General features: G+C 42.4%; 22 protein-coding genes, 1 pseudogene and 1 other annotated feature. Of the genes and pseudogenes, 4 read left to right on the top strand and 19 right to left on the bottom strand.

Features of this window, described 5'->3' with window-relative positions:
* Positions 1 to 15: 15 nt before the first annotated feature.
* From Q3W56_RS07960 to Q3W56_RS07910, 11 genes are all read right to left on the bottom strand, one after another.
* Positions 16 to 555 carry an ERCC4 domain-containing protein gene (locus tag Q3W56_RS07960; protein WP_071579056.1) on the bottom strand — a complete coding sequence of 180 codons (540 nt, stop codon included), beginning with the start codon at positions 553 to 555 and terminating at the stop codon, positions 16 to 18.
* Positions 552 to 989 (bottom strand): hypothetical protein, encoded by a 438-nt coding sequence (locus tag Q3W56_RS07955; protein ID WP_302895093.1) that lies wholly within the window; start codon positions 987 to 989, stop codon positions 552 to 554. Before Q3W56_RS07955 ends, Q3W56_RS07960 begins: the two co-directional genes overlap by 4 nt.
* 260 nt (positions 990 to 1,249) lie before the next feature.
* On the bottom strand, positions 1,250 to 3,667 hold the full coding sequence (locus Q3W56_RS07950) for a phage/plasmid primase, P4 family (protein ID WP_302895092.1): 2,418 nt from the start codon (positions 3,665 to 3,667) through the stop codon (positions 1,250 to 1,252).
* Positions 3,668 to 3,727: 60 nt separating this feature from the next.
* Positions 3,728 to 4,168, bottom strand: coding sequence for a DUF669 domain-containing protein (locus Q3W56_RS07945; protein ID WP_060399198.1), 441 nt, complete (start codon positions 4,166 to 4,168; stop codon positions 3,728 to 3,730).
* Positions 4,169 to 4,191: 23 nt separating this feature from the next.
* Positions 4,192 to 4,389: a hypothetical protein gene (locus tag Q3W56_RS07940; protein WP_302895091.1), complete on the bottom strand. Its 198-nt coding sequence runs from the start codon at positions 4,387 to 4,389 to the stop codon at positions 4,192 to 4,194.
* A complete protein-coding gene (locus Q3W56_RS07935) occupies positions 4,379 to 5,317 on the bottom strand; it encodes an AAA family ATPase (RefSeq protein ID WP_302895090.1) in 939 nt (312 codons plus the stop codon). Before Q3W56_RS07935 ends, Q3W56_RS07940 begins: the two co-directional genes overlap by 11 nt.
* Positions 5,318 to 5,320: 3 nt before the next feature.
* Positions 5,321 to 5,875, bottom strand: coding sequence for a host-nuclease inhibitor Gam family protein (locus Q3W56_RS07930; RefSeq protein WP_060399200.1), 555 nt, complete (start codon positions 5,873 to 5,875; stop codon positions 5,321 to 5,323).
* Positions 5,876 to 5,941: 66 nt separating this feature from the next.
* Positions 5,942 to 6,079 (bottom strand): hypothetical protein, encoded by a 138-nt coding sequence (locus tag Q3W56_RS07925; RefSeq protein WP_195727763.1) that lies wholly within the window; start codon positions 6,077 to 6,079, stop codon positions 5,942 to 5,944.
* Complete coding sequence (locus Q3W56_RS07920; protein WP_195727762.1) at positions 6,069 to 6,344, bottom strand: YqaH family protein; 276 nt, start codon at positions 6,342 to 6,344, stop codon at positions 6,069 to 6,071. Before Q3W56_RS07920 ends, Q3W56_RS07925 begins: the two co-directional genes overlap by 11 nt.
* Positions 6,341 to 6,496, bottom strand: coding sequence for a hypothetical protein (locus Q3W56_RS07915; protein WP_302895089.1), 156 nt, complete (start codon positions 6,494 to 6,496; stop codon positions 6,341 to 6,343). The genes Q3W56_RS07920 and Q3W56_RS07915 overlap by 4 nt, the downstream gene beginning before the upstream one ends.
* Positions 6,497 to 6,564: 68 nt before the next feature.
* Positions 6,565 to 6,837, bottom strand: a complete 273-nt coding sequence (locus Q3W56_RS07910; RefSeq protein ID WP_095374955.1) for a helix-turn-helix transcriptional regulator — start codon at positions 6,835 to 6,837, stop codon at positions 6,565 to 6,567.
* A gap of 268 nt (positions 6,838 to 7,105) precedes the next feature.
* Here Q3W56_RS07910 and Q3W56_RS07905 point away from each other — a divergent pair, with 268 nt between their 5' ends.
* Genes Q3W56_RS07905 through Q3W56_RS07895 form a run of 3 tightly spaced genes read left to right on the top strand, consistent with a single transcriptional unit; the run spans position 7,106 to position 9,467 of the window.
* Complete coding sequence (locus Q3W56_RS07905; protein ID WP_302895088.1) at positions 7,106 to 7,540, top strand: helix-turn-helix domain-containing protein; 435 nt, start codon at positions 7,106 to 7,108, stop codon at positions 7,538 to 7,540.
* 13 nt (positions 7,541 to 7,553) lie between these two features.
* Positions 7,554 to 8,000 carry an ImmA/IrrE family metallo-endopeptidase gene (locus Q3W56_RS07900; protein ID WP_302895087.1) on the top strand — a complete coding sequence of 149 codons (447 nt, stop codon included), beginning with the start codon at positions 7,554 to 7,556 and terminating at the stop codon, positions 7,998 to 8,000.
* 48 nt (positions 8,001 to 8,048) lie between these two features.
* Entirely contained in the window at positions 8,049 to 9,467 is a 1,419-nt protein-coding gene (locus tag Q3W56_RS07895; protein ID WP_302895151.1) for a recombinase family protein, read from the top strand.
* A gap of 12 nt (positions 9,468 to 9,479) precedes the next feature.
* Here the strand turns inward: Q3W56_RS07895 and radC are convergent.
* The 6 genes and pseudogenes from radC to valS all read right to left on the bottom strand — a co-directional run.
* Positions 9,480 to 9,887: pseudogene (gene radC / locus Q3W56_RS07890) on the bottom strand (RadC family protein); the annotation flags it as partial.
* Positions 9,888 to 9,923: 36 nt separating this feature from the next.
* Positions 9,924 to 10,493 (bottom strand): Maf family nucleotide pyrophosphatase, encoded by a 570-nt coding sequence (locus tag Q3W56_RS07885; RefSeq protein ID WP_019715261.1) that lies wholly within the window; start codon positions 10,491 to 10,493, stop codon positions 9,924 to 9,926.
* Positions 10,494 to 10,643: 150 nt separating this feature from the next.
* Positions 10,644 to 11,636, bottom strand: a complete 993-nt coding sequence (locus Q3W56_RS07880) for an SPOR domain-containing protein (protein WP_302895086.1) — start codon at positions 11,634 to 11,636, stop codon at positions 10,644 to 10,646.
* Between the two features lie 133 nt (positions 11,637 to 11,769).
* On the bottom strand, positions 11,770 to 12,516 hold the full coding sequence (locus Q3W56_RS07875; RefSeq protein ID WP_302895085.1) for a prepilin peptidase: 747 nt from the start codon (positions 12,514 to 12,516) through the stop codon (positions 11,770 to 11,772).
* A 136-nt stretch (positions 12,517 to 12,652) separates the two neighbouring features.
* A complete protein-coding gene (locus tag Q3W56_RS07870; RefSeq protein ID WP_302895084.1) occupies positions 12,653 to 13,945 on the bottom strand; it encodes a bifunctional folylpolyglutamate synthase/dihydrofolate synthase in 1,293 nt (430 codons plus the stop codon).
* 59 nt (positions 13,946 to 14,004) lie between these two features.
* Positions 14,005 to 16,647: a valine--tRNA ligase gene (gene valS, locus Q3W56_RS07865; RefSeq protein ID WP_268397832.1), complete on the bottom strand. Its 2,643-nt coding sequence runs from the start codon at positions 16,645 to 16,647 to the stop codon at positions 14,005 to 14,007.
* A gap of 60 nt (positions 16,648 to 16,707) precedes the next feature.
* Positions 16,708 to 16,930 (bottom strand) — a binding site (T-box leader).
* Between the two features lie 165 nt (positions 16,931 to 17,095).
* Here valS and Q3W56_RS07860 point away from each other — a divergent pair.
* The gene (locus tag Q3W56_RS07860; RefSeq protein ID WP_024122364.1) at positions 17,096 to 17,287 is read left to right on the top strand and encodes a hypothetical protein; all 192 of its coding nucleotides are present in this window, start codon (positions 17,096 to 17,098) and stop codon (positions 17,285 to 17,287) included.
* 18 nt (positions 17,288 to 17,305) lie between these two features.
* Here the strand turns inward: Q3W56_RS07860 and cotN are convergent, their stop codons facing one another.
* The gene (gene cotN / locus Q3W56_RS07855; protein ID WP_302895082.1) at positions 17,306 to 18,331 is read right to left on the bottom strand and encodes a spore coat protein CotN; all 1,026 of its coding nucleotides are present in this window, start codon (positions 18,329 to 18,331) and stop codon (positions 17,306 to 17,308) included.
* A gap of 32 nt (positions 18,332 to 18,363) precedes the next feature.
* The gene (locus Q3W56_RS07850; RefSeq protein WP_302895081.1) at positions 18,364 to 20,292 is read right to left on the bottom strand and encodes a LysM peptidoglycan-binding domain-containing protein; all 1,929 of its coding nucleotides are present in this window, start codon (positions 20,290 to 20,292) and stop codon (positions 18,364 to 18,366) included.
* Between the last annotated feature and the right edge of the window lie 121 nt (positions 20,293 to 20,413).

Here is a 20,413-nt window from a genome sequence, read left to right as displayed (position 1 = left end):
TTGTTCTATTCAGATTTACACAAGTCCGCCTTTTAGCAATTCCCGAGCCATATAATGAAAGTGATGATAAATGTAATTGCCCGTAGCGTTAGGGCTAAGAAAAACAGTAGAAAAGCCGTAACGAACCTCAAATGTTTTTAAGCTGCCCAGCAGCGCTTTCGGTTCATACTTTGAACGATATTTTCCGTTCAGTATTTTTTGGTACCCTTCCAGGTCTTCCACAAGAAGAGTGAACGGATGCCTGGACGCCCGGATCAATTCATTTTCAAAACGAGAACGGTCTTTAATCGACTGCACCAACTCGTCCACTCCATTTTTCCGTTCAATGGCTGCATTCAAATACATATCACGACTGATTCCAAGTTCATCATTCTTAGGAATCATGGCCGAGTAATCGCCAGTTTTCATTCCTTTGAATTTAATTGCCACTTTCTTTTTACGGAGATAATCAAGAACATGCTGATTCTTTTGCTCTCTCGTATCCACAATAATGATCATGCTGTCCAGAATCTCTTTTAACTCAGTTTCCGAATAGTTATAGTGAATAATTGTCATGCTTTCTTCCCCTTAAAATACGACATGGCCCGATCATAGATTTCTACGGAAAGCTGGTCCGTTTCCTCGTTTTCATAATTTGAAACGGATTCCTTTAGCTCCCTCCAGCCGTTCTCCCAAAAGAGAACAAGCAATTTCATCACCTTCATAACTGATTCATAATCATGATTGAACCAGTCATCTATTTTTTTATTAATATCTTGATCAATGCCCATGAAATAATTAATGATTTTATCTATGGTCTGTTTCACATTATGTTCATGATCCGAGTATTCGCCTTTCAAATACCGGATAATTCGCTTTTTATATGATTGGACAAACGCCTCAAGCTCCGGATAGACTTTATCAGGATTCTCAATATAAAGATCGTTTCCATCCAGTATTAAAGGTGATCCCAAAAACGCCATATCAGAGCATATTTTTTTTGGATGCAAATTTTTCACCTCTAAGGGTTACTAAAGGGTTATCGAATTGAAATTTCAGTAACCCCTTAAAAACCCAGTCATATCAAGGGTTTGAACCCTATAGGGGTTATTGGGTTATCGAAGGTTACCTATTTTTCTATTAAACTCTATATACTTATATATATATTATTTTTTATATTTATTTTTCATGAGAACGGAACATAGAAATTCAGTAACCCTCAGTAACCCCTATAAATTACCAAAATCCAAAAACCCTTATATATCAACGTTTAGAGCCTCTTTCTGTTGATTGAAGTAACGTTATTTGGGTTACTTTTGTTATGAGATTCAGTAACCCTTTCAGTAACCCGCCATTCTTCAAAACTTCCACCGGCATACTTGTTCAATGTCAAACCGTGAATAAATGTTTTGTTTTTTGCGCCTTTTTCTTTTTTAAATCCCCTAATTTCTAATTGGCGATAAAAGGCTCGATTTTTTAATTCAACATCGTCATTCTCATAACACCAATCTTTGTACTCTTTATACAGTTCCTTTGCTTCAATCTTGGCTGCCTGATGAATGACACACTTTTCAGCAAGAAACGGAGCTAAGATGTCCATATCCTCCCGGTAACCTTCCGTTGCTTTTCGGATCACTTCTGGTTCCTTAAGTCCATCCTTCTGCCACTTCAAGCAGCCCTCTACTGCCCACCGGAGAATGCCAGGCATTTCTGCAGCAAGTTTCTGCGGAAGCTTTTTGTCCACTTTCTCTTTCGGAATGGTGACAGTGAACGGGACAAGCCGGATACGACGCCATATACCTTCATCGCTGCCCTTTACAATTGGTTTATGGTTTGTCGTAAAGAACACTTTAAATTCTGGTGTAAATTCAAAATACTCCTGGCGCAAGAAACGCGCGGACATCTTTTCGCCCCCGGTGATCTGCTTCACCAACGACTCAGAAAGCTGTTGACCTTCTTCACTCTCTACAGCCGACACAAAACGCGCCCCGTCGAGTCGGGCTATGTCATTGTTGATGCTGCTATCATTTTTCTTTTTTATGAATGTGTCGCTGTTCGTCTGCCGGCCATAATCGCCCAGCAGCTGCTGAACTGTATTGATAAACGTTGATTTACCGTTACGGCCATTACCAAACAGAAAGAACATGACTTGTTCCGTAGTATCCCCAGTCAATGAATAGCCAATTGCTTTCTGCATAAAATCAATAATTTCATTGTTTGGCTGCCCTTGTTCATCTATAAAAATGCTTTCTAAGAATGCCTTCCAATTTGGGCAGTCGGCATCCTTTTGATAAGCCACTGATGAAATTTTAGTGAATAGAAAATCACGATCATGTGGCAGCAGTTCCCCAGTCTTTAAGTCGATCACACCATTCTCACAATTAAACAGATATTTATGAGAGTCGAGCTCTTGTTTTCTTACAGCAACCATCGGCCGTGTATCCAATATAGTGTTCATTCGGATATTACGACGCTCACATTTTTTAGCCCAATCGTTAAGCAGCTTTTTTCTATAGCCGTCTTCTGTGGCCTTCGCTTCCCCGTAAATGGCCCGTAGAGTTTGGGCAGTTAATGCCTCAATCTGCCTCTTGCTGTCTTCCTCCCACATCTTCCCGTTCCAGATTAACCAGTCGAGCTCGTTACAGTATCTGATATTCTTGCCATGATAATATACAAGCCTTTCAGCGTTCCCTAGCTCAGTCAGATGAAAAACCGGTGGCGTGTCTATGATTTCCTCTGTGTCAGCAACATGTGAGGCCTGCGGCTGCGAGAAATACACTTCATACGGCTGCTCTTGCTGTCCCATCAAGTCTGATATTGTGGGACCAGTCGAGTAGATAGCTGCAGCAATAGTCATTTCTCCATATGTAGCCCCGTCGGCTGAGTGCTGCCGATCCCACTTTTCACGGAATAAATCTGATTCACGAAACATAGAATCCATTTTTGATGCGTCCTTGTCAGTCCAGAATGCCAAGTGATTACATAAAGCCATATCTGTGGAAGAATGATCGCCATTAATCAGCTGGCCGTTAAACAGGTCCTGAATGCTTTTTCCGTTTTTACTATTGAACATTCTTTCCCAAATTTCTTTATTTGAAAGGTTACTTATATCACTTGCTGATTGTGTTCGGTTGCTGGCCGGTTTTGCTTCTTCCTTCTCCGTCAGGTACTTATCAAAGATAGTTTTGATTTCTTCTGATCGTTCCTGAACAGGTCCCACCTCAAGACTGTTTCCAGTGAATGTGAAATATCGGCCATGCCTGTATACTTCCAGACCTTTATCTATATTTTTTCTCCCTGTGCCCGGTCCGCGTAATGGGAGCTTACCTTTCGCGATAATATGAACACCCTCACCACTTGGGGAGTATTCAGTATAGCTGCTGACCGTCTGGATGATTTCCTGAGCGAAAGGAGATAGAACACCGTCATTTACACAGTGATCTATATCTATTCCGATGAACGGATCATCTTTAGAAAACATGAAGCCGATGCCGTCATACTCCTGTTCATTGAAAAACTTCATGATAGTTGCAAAGGTGGACCAGGTTCTCTTATTGCTTGATTGAGCCATGCTGCCGTCAATCTGATATGGCACTTTCGTTTTTTTGCCGTTACGCTCTTCCGAACGCCATAGAATCCACTGAGGGGCGTTTTTTAGCTCTTGCGGTATATTTTTAAAATCGTACATGTATTAACTCCCCTTTAAAAACGAGGGAGCTATACACTCCCTCAAATGTATTTCTTGCGATCAAAATGGTACATCGTCATCGCTCACTGTAATTGAGCCGGTATCCGGCGCCGGCGCTTCTGACGGCTTAAACGCTTTGACTTCTGGATATTTTTTGCCGTTATGCTCTCTTTCTCCGACAACTAGGCGGATCGGTTTATTGAGGAAAGCATTGGCCCATTCAATATGATCCTTAAATTTCATTCCGTTCGGGAAGCCCGCGGCCTTTGATGCTTGATGAAATCTCCACATTGCATTCTCTGTAACAGTGAAATTGTCGTATAGGATTTTCTGGCCCTGGCATGCCTGCTCAACGTCAGAACGGATTTCATAGTCCACGACAAGTCGCTTATTTCCGGATGAAGCTGCTGTTTTTTCCTCAAAATTAATAACCGTTGCCTCATATTCTCCTGGTTTAATTGGTTCAAAAGCTTCGCCTTTGCTGTGGTCTACTGTGAACATATTTAATTCCTCCAATTTTTGTTTTATTTGCCGTTTAGTACAGCTACAAGATTTTGAGTAATTGAATCCACTACATGCGGATCGGTGATGTCTTCATTTCGCAAATCATAAATTACACTGTCTATGCCACTATTCAATCTATCAATCTCTGAAATTAACCAGGGCACATCAGATATGGTCGCATGCCCCCGAATCTCTTCGAGTTTTGAATTATTTTTCACTTGGCTCACCTCCAAGTACGCTGTTTAATCTATCAATAGCAGCATTAGCAAGTTTAATATTCCATTGTTCAAGCTTCTGATTCGCTTTGATCTGGAACTCCTCAATCATTTGCGCAGCCTTTTCGTTGCCTTCAATCATCATTTTGATGTGAGTAATCAAGCCGATGCGTTCTGTTTCTTCCTCCGCCTTTACGTCAATGCCAAGCTCAAGCCACTGATAAAGTTTGCGGCCGACTTCCGGATTTAGTTTGATTGAAGATCCCTCAAACATCCGCGTATTGTCTTTTGACGTCTCAGCCATATGATCAATATCAATATTGAAGTTGAGCATAAACTCGTATTCCATTTCATCTTTCTGTACAGGTTTTGTTCCAACCTTACGCGGAGCCATTTTGCCGTTATTATCAGGCTCCACTACATACTCCGTTTTTGTTCTCAATGTCGCCAAGATGTGAACGTCATTTTGTGTTAACGTCTTAATGAGTTTGGTTGTTTCCGGCGCAAGTTTGCCCCAGTTTTGAAACGAGTTGCCGGACATGCTGCCATGTGTTTCAACTATTCCGCCTTCACCCTGCCAGTTGTGTGAGAGTGAATCAATTACGACAACTTCGGCACCGGCGTTCTTAATTGCTTCGACTGCCATTTGATATCGTTCTGTCGTATACGGCGGTGTAAAATCAATATGCTTAAAGCTACCGATGCGAATTTCATCAAACTGTAAATTAGCGTACAGTTTTGCGCGTCGGTGCTCAGTATCGACAACGCCGATCTTTGACCAGATTTCCTCGTCGTTTGCTTCTGGATATGCCTCACGCATCATTCCGTAAGCTACCAGAAGGGCGCCGGCCGTCTTACCGGAACCACTCGGACCGATAAAACCCACAATTGCTTTTTCCTTTTCACGCTGCGCGTCTGTTACTTGAAACATCCCTTACACCTCCACTTTGAAGCTGACTGTTTCCGGCTGCACTTCTACGCCCGGGACAGCTTGCCCATTTGAATCTATTACTATTGGTTTACCTTCAAGCTCGGTGACAGTGAGTGTCTTTTTAAGATCCCCCCATGCCACAGACTCTTTTATAAACTCTTCCATACCGGCATCCTTCACATGCTGCAGAAGTTTTTCCTTGTCCACTTCTTTAGGTGCTGCCTTTGTTGTCCGGCTTTTAGATTTCCCATAAGGTGTGGAAAGTGTTTTTGCCTTCGGGTCTTCCTGAAGCTGCTTTGTATGATAGACACTCACCAGGTTTTCAAAGAATGAAAGACTGTCTGCTAAAGGCTTAAGCTCTTGCCTTTCCCATTCTTCAATACGTTGCTTTTCTGTAGCTGCCAGTGCTTTGATTTCCTTTTCCTGCGACTTTAGTGCAGCAATTTTCCGGAAAGCCCAGTTCAGGCTGTTCATATCAGTGATTTCAAACTGTGGACGGTTCCCCGGCAGTTCGCCATTGTTAATTTCATTTAATTCAAAATCCTGCAATGGATTCATATGAGACACCTTCCTCTATTTGATTTTGTTGAGAGTTCCATTTAAAATGAAGTTGCTTGTTTGTTTTTAGTCCACATTGCCGTGTGGGCTTTTTTTATTTATTTCTTCATCGGCATCCTCTTCCCGATCCCGGTCATACTGCAGATACTCTTTTGGATAGCCGTAACGGTTAATTTCTGTTATGATTGGATGCTCAAGATTCATATACTGGCCTCTTTACGATTGAGACATCAAGACCTTTACTAAGAAATTGAGTTGCAATTTCATGTAGCTGAACGACTTGTTCAGGATGATGCATCCGTTTGATTTCCTTGAACATTTCAGCAGCTGACAAACAGAGATCAATACATTCATCGAAATTGTTGTCCTCTATTTCATCTGGAAGCAATTCGTTCAGCAGAAACTGTGCGGATGCCAATTTACGTTTAGCTTTTTCCTTATCTGATTTAAGAAATTGATTTAGATTCATGCTTTTACTCCCTTCATTTCTAAATAGACATGACAACATTTGACCATTTGTTTGTTAGAGAAATGAGCAATTTTAAATCTGTTCTTTTTGATCATCTTTTGCTCAAATTCAGCGAAGAAGGCTGCAAGTTCAATTGCCTTTTCCCTCTGCATTTGAATCCCCTCCTTTCTCCAAGGCTTCTTTTTCAAGCAACCTTGGAACTGATAGCTTCATAAAAAACTCATAAAGCTTGTCTTCTACATGTGCCGGAAGCTCTTTCATATCCACCCTCCTTAACTACTTGTATTTCCGTCATTTTTAACACATTTAAATCCAGATTTATAAAAATCGCTATTCTGGAAAGTGTCTTTGTGCTCGGCAGATATCTTCCGTTTTCGATGTCAGAAAGGTAAGTCCTAGACAGGCCCAGCGCCTTCGCCATTTCTGTCTGCTTCAAGTGCCTTTCTTTCCTTTTATGCTTGATTAAAGCTCCAAGCTTTTTCCCATCCAGCATGTTTATCACCTCCCGTTAAGGTATGGCTAAATTGTATGGTATTCACGACATTTTGTAAAAGTCGAAAAATGACGAAATTCAAGCATTTTAAAGATTCAGAGAGCATTCAGCTTGTATTTCCGTCATTTTGCTAAAAAATACTTGTATTTCCGTCATTTTTAGTATTGTATTTCCGACATTTGGGTACTATAATTGTGTCATACTAAACGACACGCGACACAATGGGAGCTTTTTAGGCCTTACTGTGTTGTAAAGGAGATAATTATAAATGACTGTAGGGCAGAGAATTAAAGCTATTAGGAAGGAACGGAAGTTAACTCAAGTACAACTGGCTGACAAGGCAAATCTTTCTCGTTCATACCTTGCAGATATTGAAAGAGATAGATACAACCCCAGCCTTTCCACGTTGGAATCTGTAGCAGGAGCACTTGGTGTGCAGGTCTCTGCAATTGTTGGTGAAGAAAACCTCCTAAAAGAAGAGACTGAACAATATAACGCTAAAGATGAAATGGACATTGCAAAGCGTATGGAGGAAATAAGAAGAGATTTAGAGAACTCGGACGGACTAAGCTTCTCTGGCGAGCCTATGAGTCCCGAAGCCGTTGAGTCTCTCATGGAAGCAATGGAGCACATCGTTCGTCAAACACAAAGAATCAATAAGAAATACACACCAAAGAAATACAGAAAAGACGATCAAGAATAGGGGGCCTTATACTTTGATAAAAGCAGCTGTGCAAAAACTAATTAAAAAGTATAAAACCAGTAATCCTTATGAACTTGCATCATACCTAAATATTAATGTCATTCAATGGGACTTACACCATGAAATAATGGGGTTTTATAAATACGACAAAAGAAACAAATACATCGTTATCAATTCAAACTTAAGCCAAGGTAAAAAAATATTTGTCTGCGGTCATGAACTTGGGCACGCACAATTACACCCTCGTGCTAATACCCCATTCATGAAAGAGCATACACTTTTTTCAGTTGAAAAAGTGGAAGTTGAGGCAAATACATTTGCAGTTGAACTTCTTCTTCCTGATTGGGTTATAAGCCAGTACAAAAATACAAATTTTACCCTAAAAGACGTTGCTGTGATGAATGGGGTGCCTGCAGAGCTAGCGCATTTAAAGGATTTATCTGAGTTTAAAAATTTTTAACCTCAAAACAGAACATATGTTTCTAGAAAGGAGCTTCACTTGAATCTAATGGAGGAAAGCAACCAAAAGAGTGTCGGGATATACGTTAGGGTTTCGACAGAAGAGCAAGCAAAGGAAGGCTATTCAATAGCTGCCCAAAAGGAAAAACTAAAAGCCTATTGCGTTTCCCAGGGATGGGCAAACTATAAATTTTATATAGACGAAGGAAAATCAGCTAAAGATATACATAGACCGTCACTGGAATTAATGCTCAGACATATAGAACAAGGCATAATTAACACAGTTCTAGTCTATAGGCTCGACAGGCTGACTCGGTCTGTTCGTGACCTCTACTCTCTTTTAGACTACTTTGACAAGTATAATGCCGTTTTCAGGTCCGCCACTGAGGTCTATGATACGGGGTCAGCAACTGGCCGTCTTTTTATAACGTTAGTTGCTGCCATGGCTCAATGGGAAAGAGAGAATTTAGGGGAACGGGTGAAAATGGGCCAAGTCGAAAAGGCTCGACAGGGACAATATAGTGCTCCTGCCCCTTTTGGTTTCACAAAAGAAGGCGAGTACCTGGTCAAGAATCCTCAAGAGGGGGAAATACTCTTAGATATGATTGATAAGATCAAAAAAGGTTATTCACTTAGAGAATTGGCAGACTATCTCGACGAATCTGATGCTATGCCTAGAAGGGGATATAAATGGCATATAGCCTCTATACTCGTAATGTTGAAAAATCCGGTACTGTACGGCGCTTTTCGGTGGGGTGAGGAAATAATTGAAGATGCTTTTGAGGGCTATATCTCTAAAGAGGAATTTGATCAGCTACAAAAAATATTACACGACCGGCAAAATTTTAAGAAAAGAGAAACCTACTCAATTTTCTTATTCCAAACAAAAATAATCTGCCCAAATTGCGGAAATCGGCTTACAAGTGAGCGCTCTAAGTATTTCAGGAAAAGAGACAGTAAACACGTTGAAAGTAATCATTATAGGTGCCAAGCTTGTCTTTTGAATAAACGCCCCACTATTGGGGGCAGTGAAAAAAAATTTGAAAAAGCTTTAATTGAGTATATGCAGAATTTAAAACTTAAGCGTGTACCGAAAATACCGGAAGAGAAACAAAAGGACTATGAAAAGCTTCATCAAAAAATAATCAGTATTGAAAAACAAAGAAAAAAATATCAAAAAGCTTGGTCTATGGATTTAATGACAGACCAAGAGTTCGAACAGTTGATGTCAGAAACTAAAGAAGCTCTACAAAAAGCAAATGCTGAACTCGAAAAAGAGCAGATTTCCCACCCCCCTAAAAAGCCTATTGATATTGAACGAGCTAAAGAGCTAGTAAGGATGTTTAAAGAAAACTGGTCTGTCCTTACTAGTGAAGAGAAAAGACAATTTGTCCAAGAAATGATAAAACAAATTGAATTCGAGAAGAAAGACGGTAAAATCAAGGTTTTAGACATTCAATTTTATTAGTATTTATGTAAAGTATGAGCAGACAAAATGCTCCTGGGTTAAAAAGCGCATATCTTCCATGACAAGATTTGCGCCGTCTTCCGGGGAGCGAATGACGAAATGTTCTTCGTTGGCTAAATTATGAATACGGCTTCCAAGCTCAACTGCCGCCAGTATTTGGACCGCTTTTACCATACCGATTCCCCGGATGCTTGACAGCTCTTCAACCGATGCTTCTTTCAGCAATCGAAGTCCGTCAAAAGAGCGCAGCAACCGGTTTGACAGATCCATAACAGATTCGTGTTTCGTTCCTGTCCGTAACAATATAGCCAATAGTTCATGAGTCGCTAAGTTCTCGGCTCCGACTTTCAGGAGCCTTTCTCTTGGCTTTTCTTTCGATGGGAAATCTCTGAGTTTTAATGGCAGATGATGTATGATCAAGCACTCCTTTTCTTTCCCTTCCCGTTTATAGAACCGTCATGCCTTTATATTAAAATGGCGAAGAACTCTCATCGTTTTTGATATAGGAAGGCCCATGACTGAATAATAATCTCCGTCTATTTTCTTTACAAAAAGCGCGCCTCTTCCTTGGATGCCGTATGCACCTGCTTTATCCATCGGCTCTTTTGTTTCTATATAAGTCCAAATCTCTTCTTCATTGAGGGGCCAAAACGTAACTTCGGTCTTATCATAAAAAGTCTCGCTGTGATTTTCGGCTTGTATGCTGACCGCGGTAACCACTGAATGACTTCGGCCTGAAAGCCTCCGCAGCATAGAAGCAGCTTCTTCTTGATCTTTCGGTTTGCCAAGGCATTCTCCGTCCAGGCATACCATTGTATCAGCGCCGATAACGATTGCATGCGGGTGGAGATCAGCTACAGCCTTAGCTTTTTGTTTTGCCAACCATTGGACGTTTTCTTCAGGTGAAAAGTTTCGATTTAATTTTTCCTCTACTTCACTGACAATAATAGAGTAGGGCAGCTGGAGAAGATCGAGGAGTTCTTTCCTGCGCGGAGATTGTGATGCAAGTATTAGTGGTTTAGTCATGTTCGTCATCCTTTCAGGGTTTGCTTAAGAAAAAAAGATACTCGTTTATCCTACCAAATCAAGAGGCTTGTCACAATTTCAGAAAAATAACTTTTTCATGACAAATTGAAAAAAGCCTGTCACTAAAGGACAAGGCTCAGGCACTTCCTCTTATTTAATGACAGCTAACAGCTGCTGCTGAGCCTTCCATCCGGCTTCAGCATTTGGGTTCTCTAATTCCTTTAATGCCTGCAAAATCGCTTTTTTCTCTCCTGATGCTTCTGTTTTACCAAGCGACTTTTCTATTTTCTCTACACTCGCTTTTGTAATATCTTCGCCGAGAATCGCCTTTGCTGCAAGCTCCGCTGTTTCCTTGAAGGAATCTGTCATATCTGACTCTATTGATAAGGAAAGCTCCTTGCCACCCCAGGCTTCAAAATCGCTGTCGATTAAAAGCTGCCCTAGCTGCTGTGACACGTCCTTATCACTGGCTAAGCCTGCGATGACATACGTATACCCGTCATCCTTTGACAGTGACACGGCGGAATAACCTTTTTTGGCCAGTTGTTCTGTTAATGTTTCGGCACCCTTTTCATTTGAGAATTTTCCGGCTTGTACAGCGTACGTTTTGTATGTACCTTGAGCTGGTGCCGCCTGTTTTTCTGCGCCTGAGCTTTGTTTATCAGCAGAAGTATCTCCGGCTTTTGCCGTTTGGCTGCCCAGGGATTCATCTAAAGAGGCTGGTGCAGATGCTTCTTTATTGCCCGAGATGTTCAACGCGAATAAGCCTAATCCGGTGCCTATGACAGCTGCAAAGGCAATCGTCGCCGCCACTCTTTTTACCGGCTTGGCCGCCCCGGCCTTTCCTTTTGCATACAGCTTTGTTTTTTTCTTTTGATAAGGCGGAACGACTTTTGGATCCTCTTTAAACACCTTGTCCTCTTCTGAATCCCAGTTAAATTCATCTTCATCGGGATGTTCTTGGGATGCTGCGACCTCCTGTTCTACCTTTCTCTTTTCCTCCCAATTTGAAAATGTCATATTTTTATCCGTTTCAGTCTCAGGCGTTTCTTGTTCGTAAACCGTCTCTTCTTTTCCATTAATCGTCACCTTGAGGGCTTTTTCTGCGGCTTTACTGTTTTTTTTATTCTTCCTTTTTTTCAATTCCGCTTCCTCCCTTCATTTGCTTGACCGTTCTTGTCAGCTTTTCATGCTACACACTTTAGCACAGGCGAAAAAAAAAAGAACAAGACTTTTGTCGTCTTGTCCAAAAACCGTTCGTCAAATTTTTCAGCGGTCAGACCAATGCCATTTTCATATAAAAAGAAATAATAGAGTCACCGTATAAATATGCTAACATGCTCCCAGCCGCAATTGCGGGGGCAAAGGGAAGCGGCTGCCTTTTGGCGAGTCTTCCAGTCAGAACAGCTGCCGCTCCATACAATGCACCTATCAAAACAGAAAAGAAAAAGGCAGCTGCCAGCATTTTCACACCAAGCATATAGCCAATCACTGCAAATAGTTTAATATCTCCTCCCCCTATTCCTCCATGGGTGATTGCGGCAATTAAGGCTAGGAAAAGAAATCCGGCAACTGCACCTAACAGACTGGCATACCAGGAATCAAGCGGAGAAATCAATCTTGCTGCCGCCAAAAAGGGAAGAAAGAAAATCAAGATTCGATTTGGAATCAGCATAAAATGAATATCTGTCACTGCAACAATGATGAGAAGAGAAATAAACACCACAGCAGGAAATAGTTCCGGAGATGAGCCAAAGCGTATTCCTGCAGCGGCAAATAAACAAGCTGTCACAAGCTCGGCCGCGGGATACATAAAAGAAATTCTATGTCCGCAGCTTTTACATTTGCCCTTTTGGAAAAGGAATGACAGGATGGGAATTAATTCTGCCACGGTTAATGTCCGCTGGCAAAACGAACATGCCGAACGGGGCTTTATAATGGATATATGTACGGGGATACGGCACCCGGCCGTATAATAAAATGAACCAAGGATCAGCCCGAGGAGAAAAAGAATGAAAAGCATAGACAACACACCTTTACAAGATACTGGTATGGATTGTAGCAAAGTGAGCGGGCTGAACTCTAATTGGGAATATTCAATTTTACACATAAAAACCCCGGCAGAATTTCATTTTCGATACTGCCGGGGTTTGACGCGTTTATTTCAACCTTTTACGAATGTCAGAGATAAAATAAAGTGATCCAGTAATCAGCACAATTTCATTTGAGTCCTTTTTGTTTTCTATGAATTCGAGCACATCACCCGGATCTTCACTCCAGCTTTTATTGCTGATTTCACTTGCATCATATAGATCTTTTGCGAGAGAAGCACGCGGGAAATCAAAAGAAGCAAAATGAATCGCATGGGCTATGGTTTCCAATCTTTTTATCATATCGTGAAACGGTTTGTCCTTTAACGCGCTAAACACCACAGAAATGCGGGAATCAGGAAAACGCTGCTTCATCGTTTCCACCAGCTTTTCAACGCCTTCTTCGTTATGCGCACCATCTAAGTATACCGGCGGATGTTCCTGAACAAGCTCTAACCGCCCCGGCCAAGCAGCCTTTACAAGCCCGCTTCTTAACGCCTCATCATTGATACGTGCAATGTTCTCTCTATTAAGCCACTCAGCAGCCAAAATGGACAAAGCCGCATTTTGCCTTTGATGTGTGCCAATCAGAGAGAGCCGAATATCTTCATAACACTTCTCAGCCGTTTTGAATGAAAACTGTTCTCCCGCAGGCAGAGCCTCTTCATTGAAAATAACACATGTATCATGTAATGACTGGAACGGCGCAGCATGTCGTTCAGCTTCATGACGAATAACCTGTAAGGCTTCCGGCTGAGTAACAGCTGTAACCATCGGTATACCTTCTTTAATAATTCCGGCCTTTTCCCCAGCAATTTCTTCAATGGTGTTTCCCAAAATGTTCATATGGTCGTGTCCGATGCTTGTGATTACAGTTAAAAGCGGTTCAACTACATTCGTAGAGTCAAATCTCCCCCCCAGACCTGTTTCAAAAATAACAAAGTCAACCTTATGAAACTCTGCAAAATATAAAAATGCACATGCCGTCATAATTTCAAATTCTGTCGGCTGTCCGTATTCCGTTTGATCAAGCGCTTCAACGTGCGGTTTAATCTGATTGACGAGTGCTGTCCATTCCTCATCTGAAATCGGTGTCCCGTTAACGCTGATCCGTTCATTAAACGTAATGATATAAGGTGATGTAAACGTTCCAACCGTATATCCGGCTTCTTGCACCATAGAACGGATAAAAGCGACAGTTGATCCTTTACCGTTTGTTCCTGCGACGTGGAACGCACGGATTTTCTTTTCAGGATGCCCTAACCGCGCCATCAGCTGCTCCATTCGGCCGAGTCCGGGCTTGACTCCGAATTTCAGCCGCCCGTGAATCCAGCTGCGCGCTTCTTCATATGCAGTAAACAATGATAATCCCCTCTTTTATAAGACAAGGCGGTTTCTCTGGAAACCGCCCCGGCTTTTCATTAGCCCTTTAGCTCAGCCATTCGTTTTTGAACAGCGTCACGCTTTGCCACATAATCTTTTTCTTTTTCACGTTCTTCATCAATTACGTGCGCAGGCGCTTTTTTCATAAATCCTTCATTTCCAAGTTTCTTTTGGACGCGCTCGACTTCTTTCGTCAGCTTATCGAATTCTTTTTGCAGGCGGGCAATTTCTTCATCAATATTAATTAAGCCTTCAAGCGGAAGAATAACCTCTGCCCCTGAGACAACAGCCGTCATCGCTTTATCAACAGCCTCGATACCCGTGCCGATTTTTAGCACGCTCGGATTCGTAAAGCGTTCAACATATGAGCGGTTCGCTTCGAGACGGTCTGCTATTTCGTCTGTGCTTGTTTTAATATACAGTTCAACCTGCTTGCTCATTGGCGTATTGACTTCACTGCGGATATTACGCACAGAACGGATCAGCTCAACAAGAAGCTTCATGTCAGCTGCCGCTTCAGTATCGTTATGCTCCGGTACTACAACAGGCCATTGGCTTACTGTAATCGATTCCCCTTGATGAGGAAGGTGCTGCCAAATTTCCTCCGTTAAGAATGGCATAAACGGATGAAGCAGGCGCATCGTTTGATCCAGTACGTAAGCAAGGATGGAACGGGTTGTTTTCTTAGCCGCTTCGTCTTCTCCGTAAAGCGGAAGCTTCGCCATTTCAATATACCAGTCACAGAAATCATCCCAAATAAAGTTATATAAATGACGTCCGACTTCACCAAATTCATATCGATCAGCAAGCTGAGTCACATGCTCAATCGTTTCATTTAATCGCGTTAAAATCCACTTGTCAGCTACTGATTTTTCGCCTGACAGATCAAGCTCATCGTATGTCATGCCGTCCATGTTCATTAATGCAAAACGGGAGGCATTCCAAATTTTATTGGCGAAATTCCAAGTCGATTCCACTTTTTCATAGCTGAAGCGCAGATCTTGGCCAGGAGAGCTTCCAGTCGCAAGGAAATAACGCAGAGAATCAGCTCCGTACTTGTCAATGACATCCATCGGATCAACACCGTTTCCAAGAGATTTACTCATTTTTCGGCCTTGCTCGTCACGGATTAAGCCATGGATTAAAACATCTTTGAACGGGCGCTCGCCTGTAAATTCAATGCCTTGGAAAATCATGCGTGACACCCAGAAGAAAATGATGTCGTACCCTGTCACGAGAACGTCTGTCGGATAGTAGCGTTTAAAGTCTTCAGCCGTTACATCAGGCCAGCCCATAGTGGAGAAAGGCCAGAGCGCAGAACTGAACCATGTATCCAGTACATCTGTATCCTGCTCCCAATTTTCGCTGTCCTCAGGCGCTTCAAGCCCGACATATAGCTCACCTGTTTCTTTATGATACCAAGCAGGAATACGGTGGCCCCACCACAACTGACGTGAAATACACCAGTCGCGGATGTTTTCCATCCAGTGTAAATACGTTTTTTCAAAACGGTCAGGCACAAAGTTGACTTTTTCTTCTTTCTTTTGCAACTCAATCGCTTCATCAGCAAGCGGCTGCATGCGCACAAACCATTGGGTAGAAAGATAAGGCTCAACTACAGCCCCGCTTCGTTCACTATGCCCGACAGAATGCATATGATCCTCGATTTTGAAGAGAACACCTGCTTCCTGTAGATCTTTAACAAGCTTTTTGCGGCATTCAAAGCGATCCATGCCTTGATATTGCAGTGCATTTTCGTTCATTGTGCCATCTTCATTCATGACAAGAATGCGTTCTAAGTTATGGCGGTTGCCAAGTTCAAAGTCGTTTGGATCATGAGCAGGCGTAATTTTCACCGCACCTGAACCAAATTCCATATCAACGTAGTCATCACCGACAATCGGAATTTCACGATTTACAATCGGCAGGATCACCGTTTTTCCGATAAGATGCTTGTAGCGCTCATCTTCAGGATGAACGGCAACCGCTGTATCACCGAGCATCGTTTCAGGACGTGTCGTTGCAATTTCAATTGAACCTGAACCGTCAGCGAGCGGATAGCTCATATGATAGAACGCGCCTTGAACATCCTTGTAAATGACCTCAATGTCGGATAGAGCTGTTTTTGTCGCAGGGTCCCAGTTAATAATATATTCCCCTCTGTAAATCAGGCCTTTTTCATAAAGCTTAACGAATACTTCGCGAACCGCTTTGCTTAAGCCCTCATCCAGCGTAAAACGTTCACGGGAATAATCAAGGCCAAGCCCTAATTTCGCCCACTGGCTGCGAATAAAGTCAGCATACTCTTCCTTCCACTTCCACGTTTCTTCGAGGAATTTCTCGCGGCCAAGATCATAGCGGGATTTGCCTTCTTCACGAAGTTTCGCTTCCACTTTAGCCTGTGTCGCAATGCCGGCGTGGTCCATACCCGGAAGCCACAGCACATCATAGCCCTGCATGCGTTTCATTCTTGTTACAATGTCTTGCAGCGTTGTGTCCCACGCGTGTCCAAGGTGAAGTCTTCCTGTTACGTTTGGCGGCGGAATAACAACAGAATACGGCTCTTTTGTCTGGTCATTGCCCGCTTCAAAAAATTTGCCTTTTAGCCAAAAATCATATCGGTCTTTCTCAACAGCTGCCGGATCGTATTTCGTCGGCATTGTTTGTTCATTCGTCTCCATCATAACCCTCCAACATGTTTTAAAAATGGCTGAGAACGAAAAAAGAGCTCTTCATCCCTGTAAAAGGACGAAAAGCTCTTTCGCGGTACCACCTTTTTTCATGAACTTTATCAGTTCATGCACTTATAACGGATAACGGGTGTTTCCCGAATTTCTCTACTCTTCTTTCAAGAAATTATGCTCCCGGGCGACCTTCCAATCAGACAACATAAGAAGCCTTTCAGCAAACGGCTTCTCTCTCTGCATGCGTCTTTTTTGTACTCTTCCCGTTCTAAGCAGGTGTATTTATCAGCTCATTATATACTTTATTTATGTTCTTTATTATAGTAAAAGTGTTTTTGATTCGTCAATCATCTTTTCCAAAAACGCCACTTTCTATACTGATAGGCAGGCACCTATTGCCCAAGTTTACATATGATGCTTGTAAATGCGCAGAGGAGGATGCACCGTGAAGAAACGTTTCAGCTCTTATTCGCTACCGCCGTGGGTTAGGCAAATTCGGCTTGTATCCGCACAAGTGATTATTCCCATTACAATTTTCCAAGGAATTAGAACCATTTTCTTCCCAACAACCTTTGATGTTTTGCTGCTCGCAATCCTAATCTTATTGGCTTGCGCTCTTCATTTAGAATGGATATAAACAAACAAGTCCGCGCCATTAAGACGTGGACTCGTTTTCAGCCTGGAATTTTTTCTCTTGTTCAGTCTGATGAATTTTCATCACAAACGGCTCTATATTTTTCATTTGCCAATAGGCCTTTAATAATTGCGTACATTCATTTTTTTCATGCTGTCTTACCCCGTTTTGATAACGGTTCAGCACCTTGTACATGGCTGCCGGAAACGCCATATAGCTGAGAAAAAGACTGACTTCCGCTTCACGTAAAGGGAATAATTTCGTGTATGCATAAAACCATTCAACGCATTCCGGACAAGCTTTCGGAATGCCTCTGAACATTTTTGTATAAAAGCCGAGTAAGTCGTTTTGCGGCGGACCGACAGACGCTCTTTCGAAGTTTGTGAAATACCCGGTCCCTGTATCATTATACAGAAAATGGTGAATGGACAGGCTGCCGTGGTTCATCACAACCCTTGAGTCATTCTTCTCTTTTGCTGACTCATACCAATCCTCCAACCGCTCCAGCGCAAAATTCACCGCCGAAATGGTTTCTGAAAAATAGGTTACGGCCTGAAGTTCAAAAGGGGAAAGGTACCATTCCTTCTCCGCTCTGTCTACAAACTGTTCATAAAAAATTTTATCATGTTCCCACTTTTTTTTCGTTTGTCCGAAATAACGTTCAATATCATCACGTCTGATCTTTATTTCCTGCGCGGTTCTCTCATGTAGGCGGGCTGTTTCTCTAAATAAATAAGCATGTTTCTGATCCTGTTCTTCCTCCTGGTCAAATTGAAGCCAAGGCATTAAATAATAGGAATCTCCGGATTGTATACCTTCTGAGAAAAACTCACCGCTATTTGTTCTGTAAACAGGAACAAATGAACGAAAACCTTTTTCCTCAATCGCCACCATATGGTCTGTAAACTGTTTGCTGCGAGCTGATTTCAATTTTTTCAGGGCAAATGCGCCATAGTCTGTATACACTTTCCACACACGAGGACTGACAGGCTCAATAAACTGAGCAGTCAGTCCGTATTTCTGAAGAACCGATTGGGTATCTTCCATTCCATTCACCACATTTTCCGATCAATTACGGCTTATGCATGGCTGTTGTTATATTGAGGAATATAGAGGATCTGTCCTGCTTTCAGTTCATCGTCTATGGCTAAAGAATTCATTCTGATCAGCTGCTGGGATGTGATTTCATACCGTTCGCATAAACGTTCGATCGTATCTTCCTGCTGGACAATGCATATTTTCATTCTCGAAAACTCATCCTCTTCTCTCGTAAAAAGTTTTGTTAAATAAAGAGAATTATCACTTTCCTTTGTTTGAGGTTCCTTCGTTTCAGCAGCAGGAGCAACCCTAGGAACAGCATTCGCTTCCTTCCTTTCAGTCTCTGAGTTATCAGGCAGCTGGAAGGATTGAAGAGCTGTTTCTTCCTCAGGCTCTTCAGCCGGTGGTATTTTTCTCACTTCAATTTCAAAGCTTTCTTCCTCTTTTTCTTCCTCTTCCAGCAGCTTAGGCGCTGAATAAAAAGAATCCTCCTCTTCATGTTCGGGCAGGAAGGTGCGATATGCCGGTGCAGACTCTTCTTGAGGTGCCTCTTCCGAGCTTGCTTTTTGCTTGAAATGAAGCTGTAAAGCGGTTTCGCCATTCTCCATATATGGAGCTGAGGCTGTTTTCTTCTCTTTGCTTTCTTCTATGGAGAGGTCAGCCTGAGATTCAGCCTCGAGAGCTTCTTTCGCTGCTTGACGAAGCGCGGTTTCAGCATGTTCTGGTTGAGCTGTTACTTTCTCTTCATGACGTAGTGCAGGCTCAGCATGCTCCGGTTGAGGCGCTTCTTCCACCTCTTGACGGAATTCATGATCAGCGTGCTCCGGTTGAGCCTTTTCTTCCTCTTCTTGACAGAGTGCGGGCTCAGAGTACTCCGGCTGAGCTGCTTCTTTCTCTTTTTGACGGTATTCAGGCTTCGCTCGTTCCGGTTGAGCCGCTTCCTCATTTGGAACCTCTTGGCGGAACGCAGATTCAAGAATAGGAGACCCAGGAGTTTCTACTTCTTCCTTTGATATCACAGTCTCTGCATATGGTTCAGCTTCCAAAGCAGGCGATCCTTCTGCTCCAGAATCTTTACGAAGATTATCCTCCGCTGGAGGGTCCGCTTCTTTACGAACATCTGCTATTGCAGATACTGGCTCTGGCGTTTCATTTTCTGCTTTAACGATCTCTTGAATTCCTATTTCTGAAGCATAAGCTTCTGGCTCAGCTTCTTCTGTTTCCGATTCTTCACGACTCTTTGCTTCCTGCACCAGTAGCTCTGGCGGCTCGGTTTCCTCTTTCACATCTTTTCGCGCCTTCGATCCTGAAGCGACTGATTCCGGCGGCACAGATTCTTCTTTTTCTATTTCCATTTCTTCACGGAGCCCCGCTTTCGATACAAAAAGTTCTGGCGGTTGGGCTGGCGTTTCATCCTGCAAAACTGCTTCCGCTCCCGAAGGTGAACCCGTTTCTACTGCACTTTGTATCGGCGGCTCTGAAATCTCTTCCCCTTCCCCTATGAATGCCGCAGGAGACTCATATAAAGGAATCTCTGGCTCTTTGTCTGCCGTATCATCTAAAAGCCCTTCGATCGCTAAATCAGCTTGAATCGTTAAAATGCGAGAATCCGTTAATTGATAGTCAAATGCGTCAATAAAGACGAAGACATCCTGTAAATGGCTCACTTTATTTTTCGGAATGGTAATATCCACAGGAAAACAGTGAGTCAGTTCTGCGCTTCCATCCTCTCTCTTTCTGACTTCTTCAACAAACCGCTTATCAGTATAAAACTCATCGGTATGTTTGTTTTGATCTATGTTGTACTCACCTGTTAGTTCAAGCGATCCTCTGATTGATACATAATCATTTACTTCCTGAACCCTAATGTCAGGATCTAATGAAATAGAAAGCAGTTCAGAAACTTCCTGTCCTTTTTGGAAACAGATCGATTCTTCTACAGAAAATTGCAATCGATGATTTTGCGGCAAGTTCATATCCTCCTTTCATCTAATCCTTAAAATTAGATGTCACTAAAGGTGTATGTATGAATTGGGGAAAATATGAGTGGGCGAGCACAGAAAAAAAACCGGTACAAGGATGTCCTTGATA

The sequence above is a fragment of the Bacillus sp. C28GYM-DRY-1 genome, assembly GCF_030519405.1.
Taxonomy (GTDB): Bacteria; Bacillota; Bacilli; order Bacillales; family Bacillaceae; genus Bacillus; species Bacillus spizizenii_A.
The sequence above is the reverse complement of the archived record's forward strand: the minus strand, read 5'-3'. Positions and strand labels throughout refer to the sequence as shown.

Excerpts from the sequence above, each read along its gene's own strand:
- Q3W56_RS07960 (WP_071579056.1), bottom strand. The coding sequence starts at position 555 with ATGACAATTATTCACTATAACTATTCGGAAACTGAGTTAAAAGAGATT.
- Q3W56_RS07950 (WP_302895092.1), bottom strand. The coding sequence starts at position 3,667 with ATGTACGATTTTAAAAATATACCGCAAGAGCTAAAAAACGCCCCTCAG.
- Q3W56_RS07945 (WP_060399198.1), bottom strand. The coding sequence starts at position 4,168 with ATGTTCACAGTAGACCACAGCAAAGGCGAAGCTTTTGAACCAATTAAA.
- Q3W56_RS07935 (WP_302895090.1), bottom strand. The coding sequence starts at position 5,317 with ATGTTTCAAGTAACAGACGCGCAGCGTGAAAAGGAAAAAGCAATTGTG.
- Q3W56_RS07930 (WP_060399200.1), bottom strand. The coding sequence starts at position 5,875 with ATGAATCCATTGCAGGATTTTGAATTAAATGAAATTAACAATGGCGAA.
- Q3W56_RS07925 (WP_195727763.1), bottom strand. The coding sequence starts at position 6,079 with ATGAATCTTGAGCATCCAATCATAACAGAAATTAACCGTTACGGCTAT.
- Q3W56_RS07920 (WP_195727762.1), bottom strand. The coding sequence starts at position 6,344 with ATGAATCTAAATCAATTTCTTAAATCAGATAAGGAAAAAGCTAAACGT.
- Q3W56_RS07915 (WP_302895089.1), bottom strand. The coding sequence starts at position 6,496 with ATGCAGAGGGAAAAGGCAATTGAACTTGCAGCCTTCTTCGCTGAATTT.
- Q3W56_RS07910 (WP_095374955.1), bottom strand. The coding sequence starts at position 6,837 with ATGCTGGATGGGAAAAAGCTTGGAGCTTTAATCAAGCATAAAAGGAAA.
- Q3W56_RS07905 (WP_302895088.1), top strand. The coding sequence starts at position 7,106 with ATGACTGTAGGGCAGAGAATTAAAGCTATTAGGAAGGAACGGAAGTTA.
- Q3W56_RS07895 (WP_302895151.1), top strand. The coding sequence starts at position 8,049 with ATGGAGGAAAGCAACCAAAAGAGTGTCGGGATATACGTTAGGGTTTCG.
- Q3W56_RS07885 (WP_019715261.1), bottom strand. The coding sequence starts at position 10,493 with ATGACTAAACCACTAATACTTGCATCACAATCTCCGCGCAGGAAAGAA.
- Q3W56_RS07875 (WP_302895085.1), bottom strand. The coding sequence starts at position 12,516 with ATGCTTTTCATTCTTTTTCTCCTCGGGCTGATCCTTGGTTCATTTTAT.
- valS (WP_268397832.1), bottom strand. The coding sequence starts at position 16,647 with ATGGAGACGAATGAACAAACAATGCCGACGAAATACGATCCGGCAGCT.
- cotN (WP_302895082.1), bottom strand. The coding sequence starts at position 18,331 with ATGGAAGATACCCAATCGGTTCTTCAGAAATACGGACTGACTGCTCAG.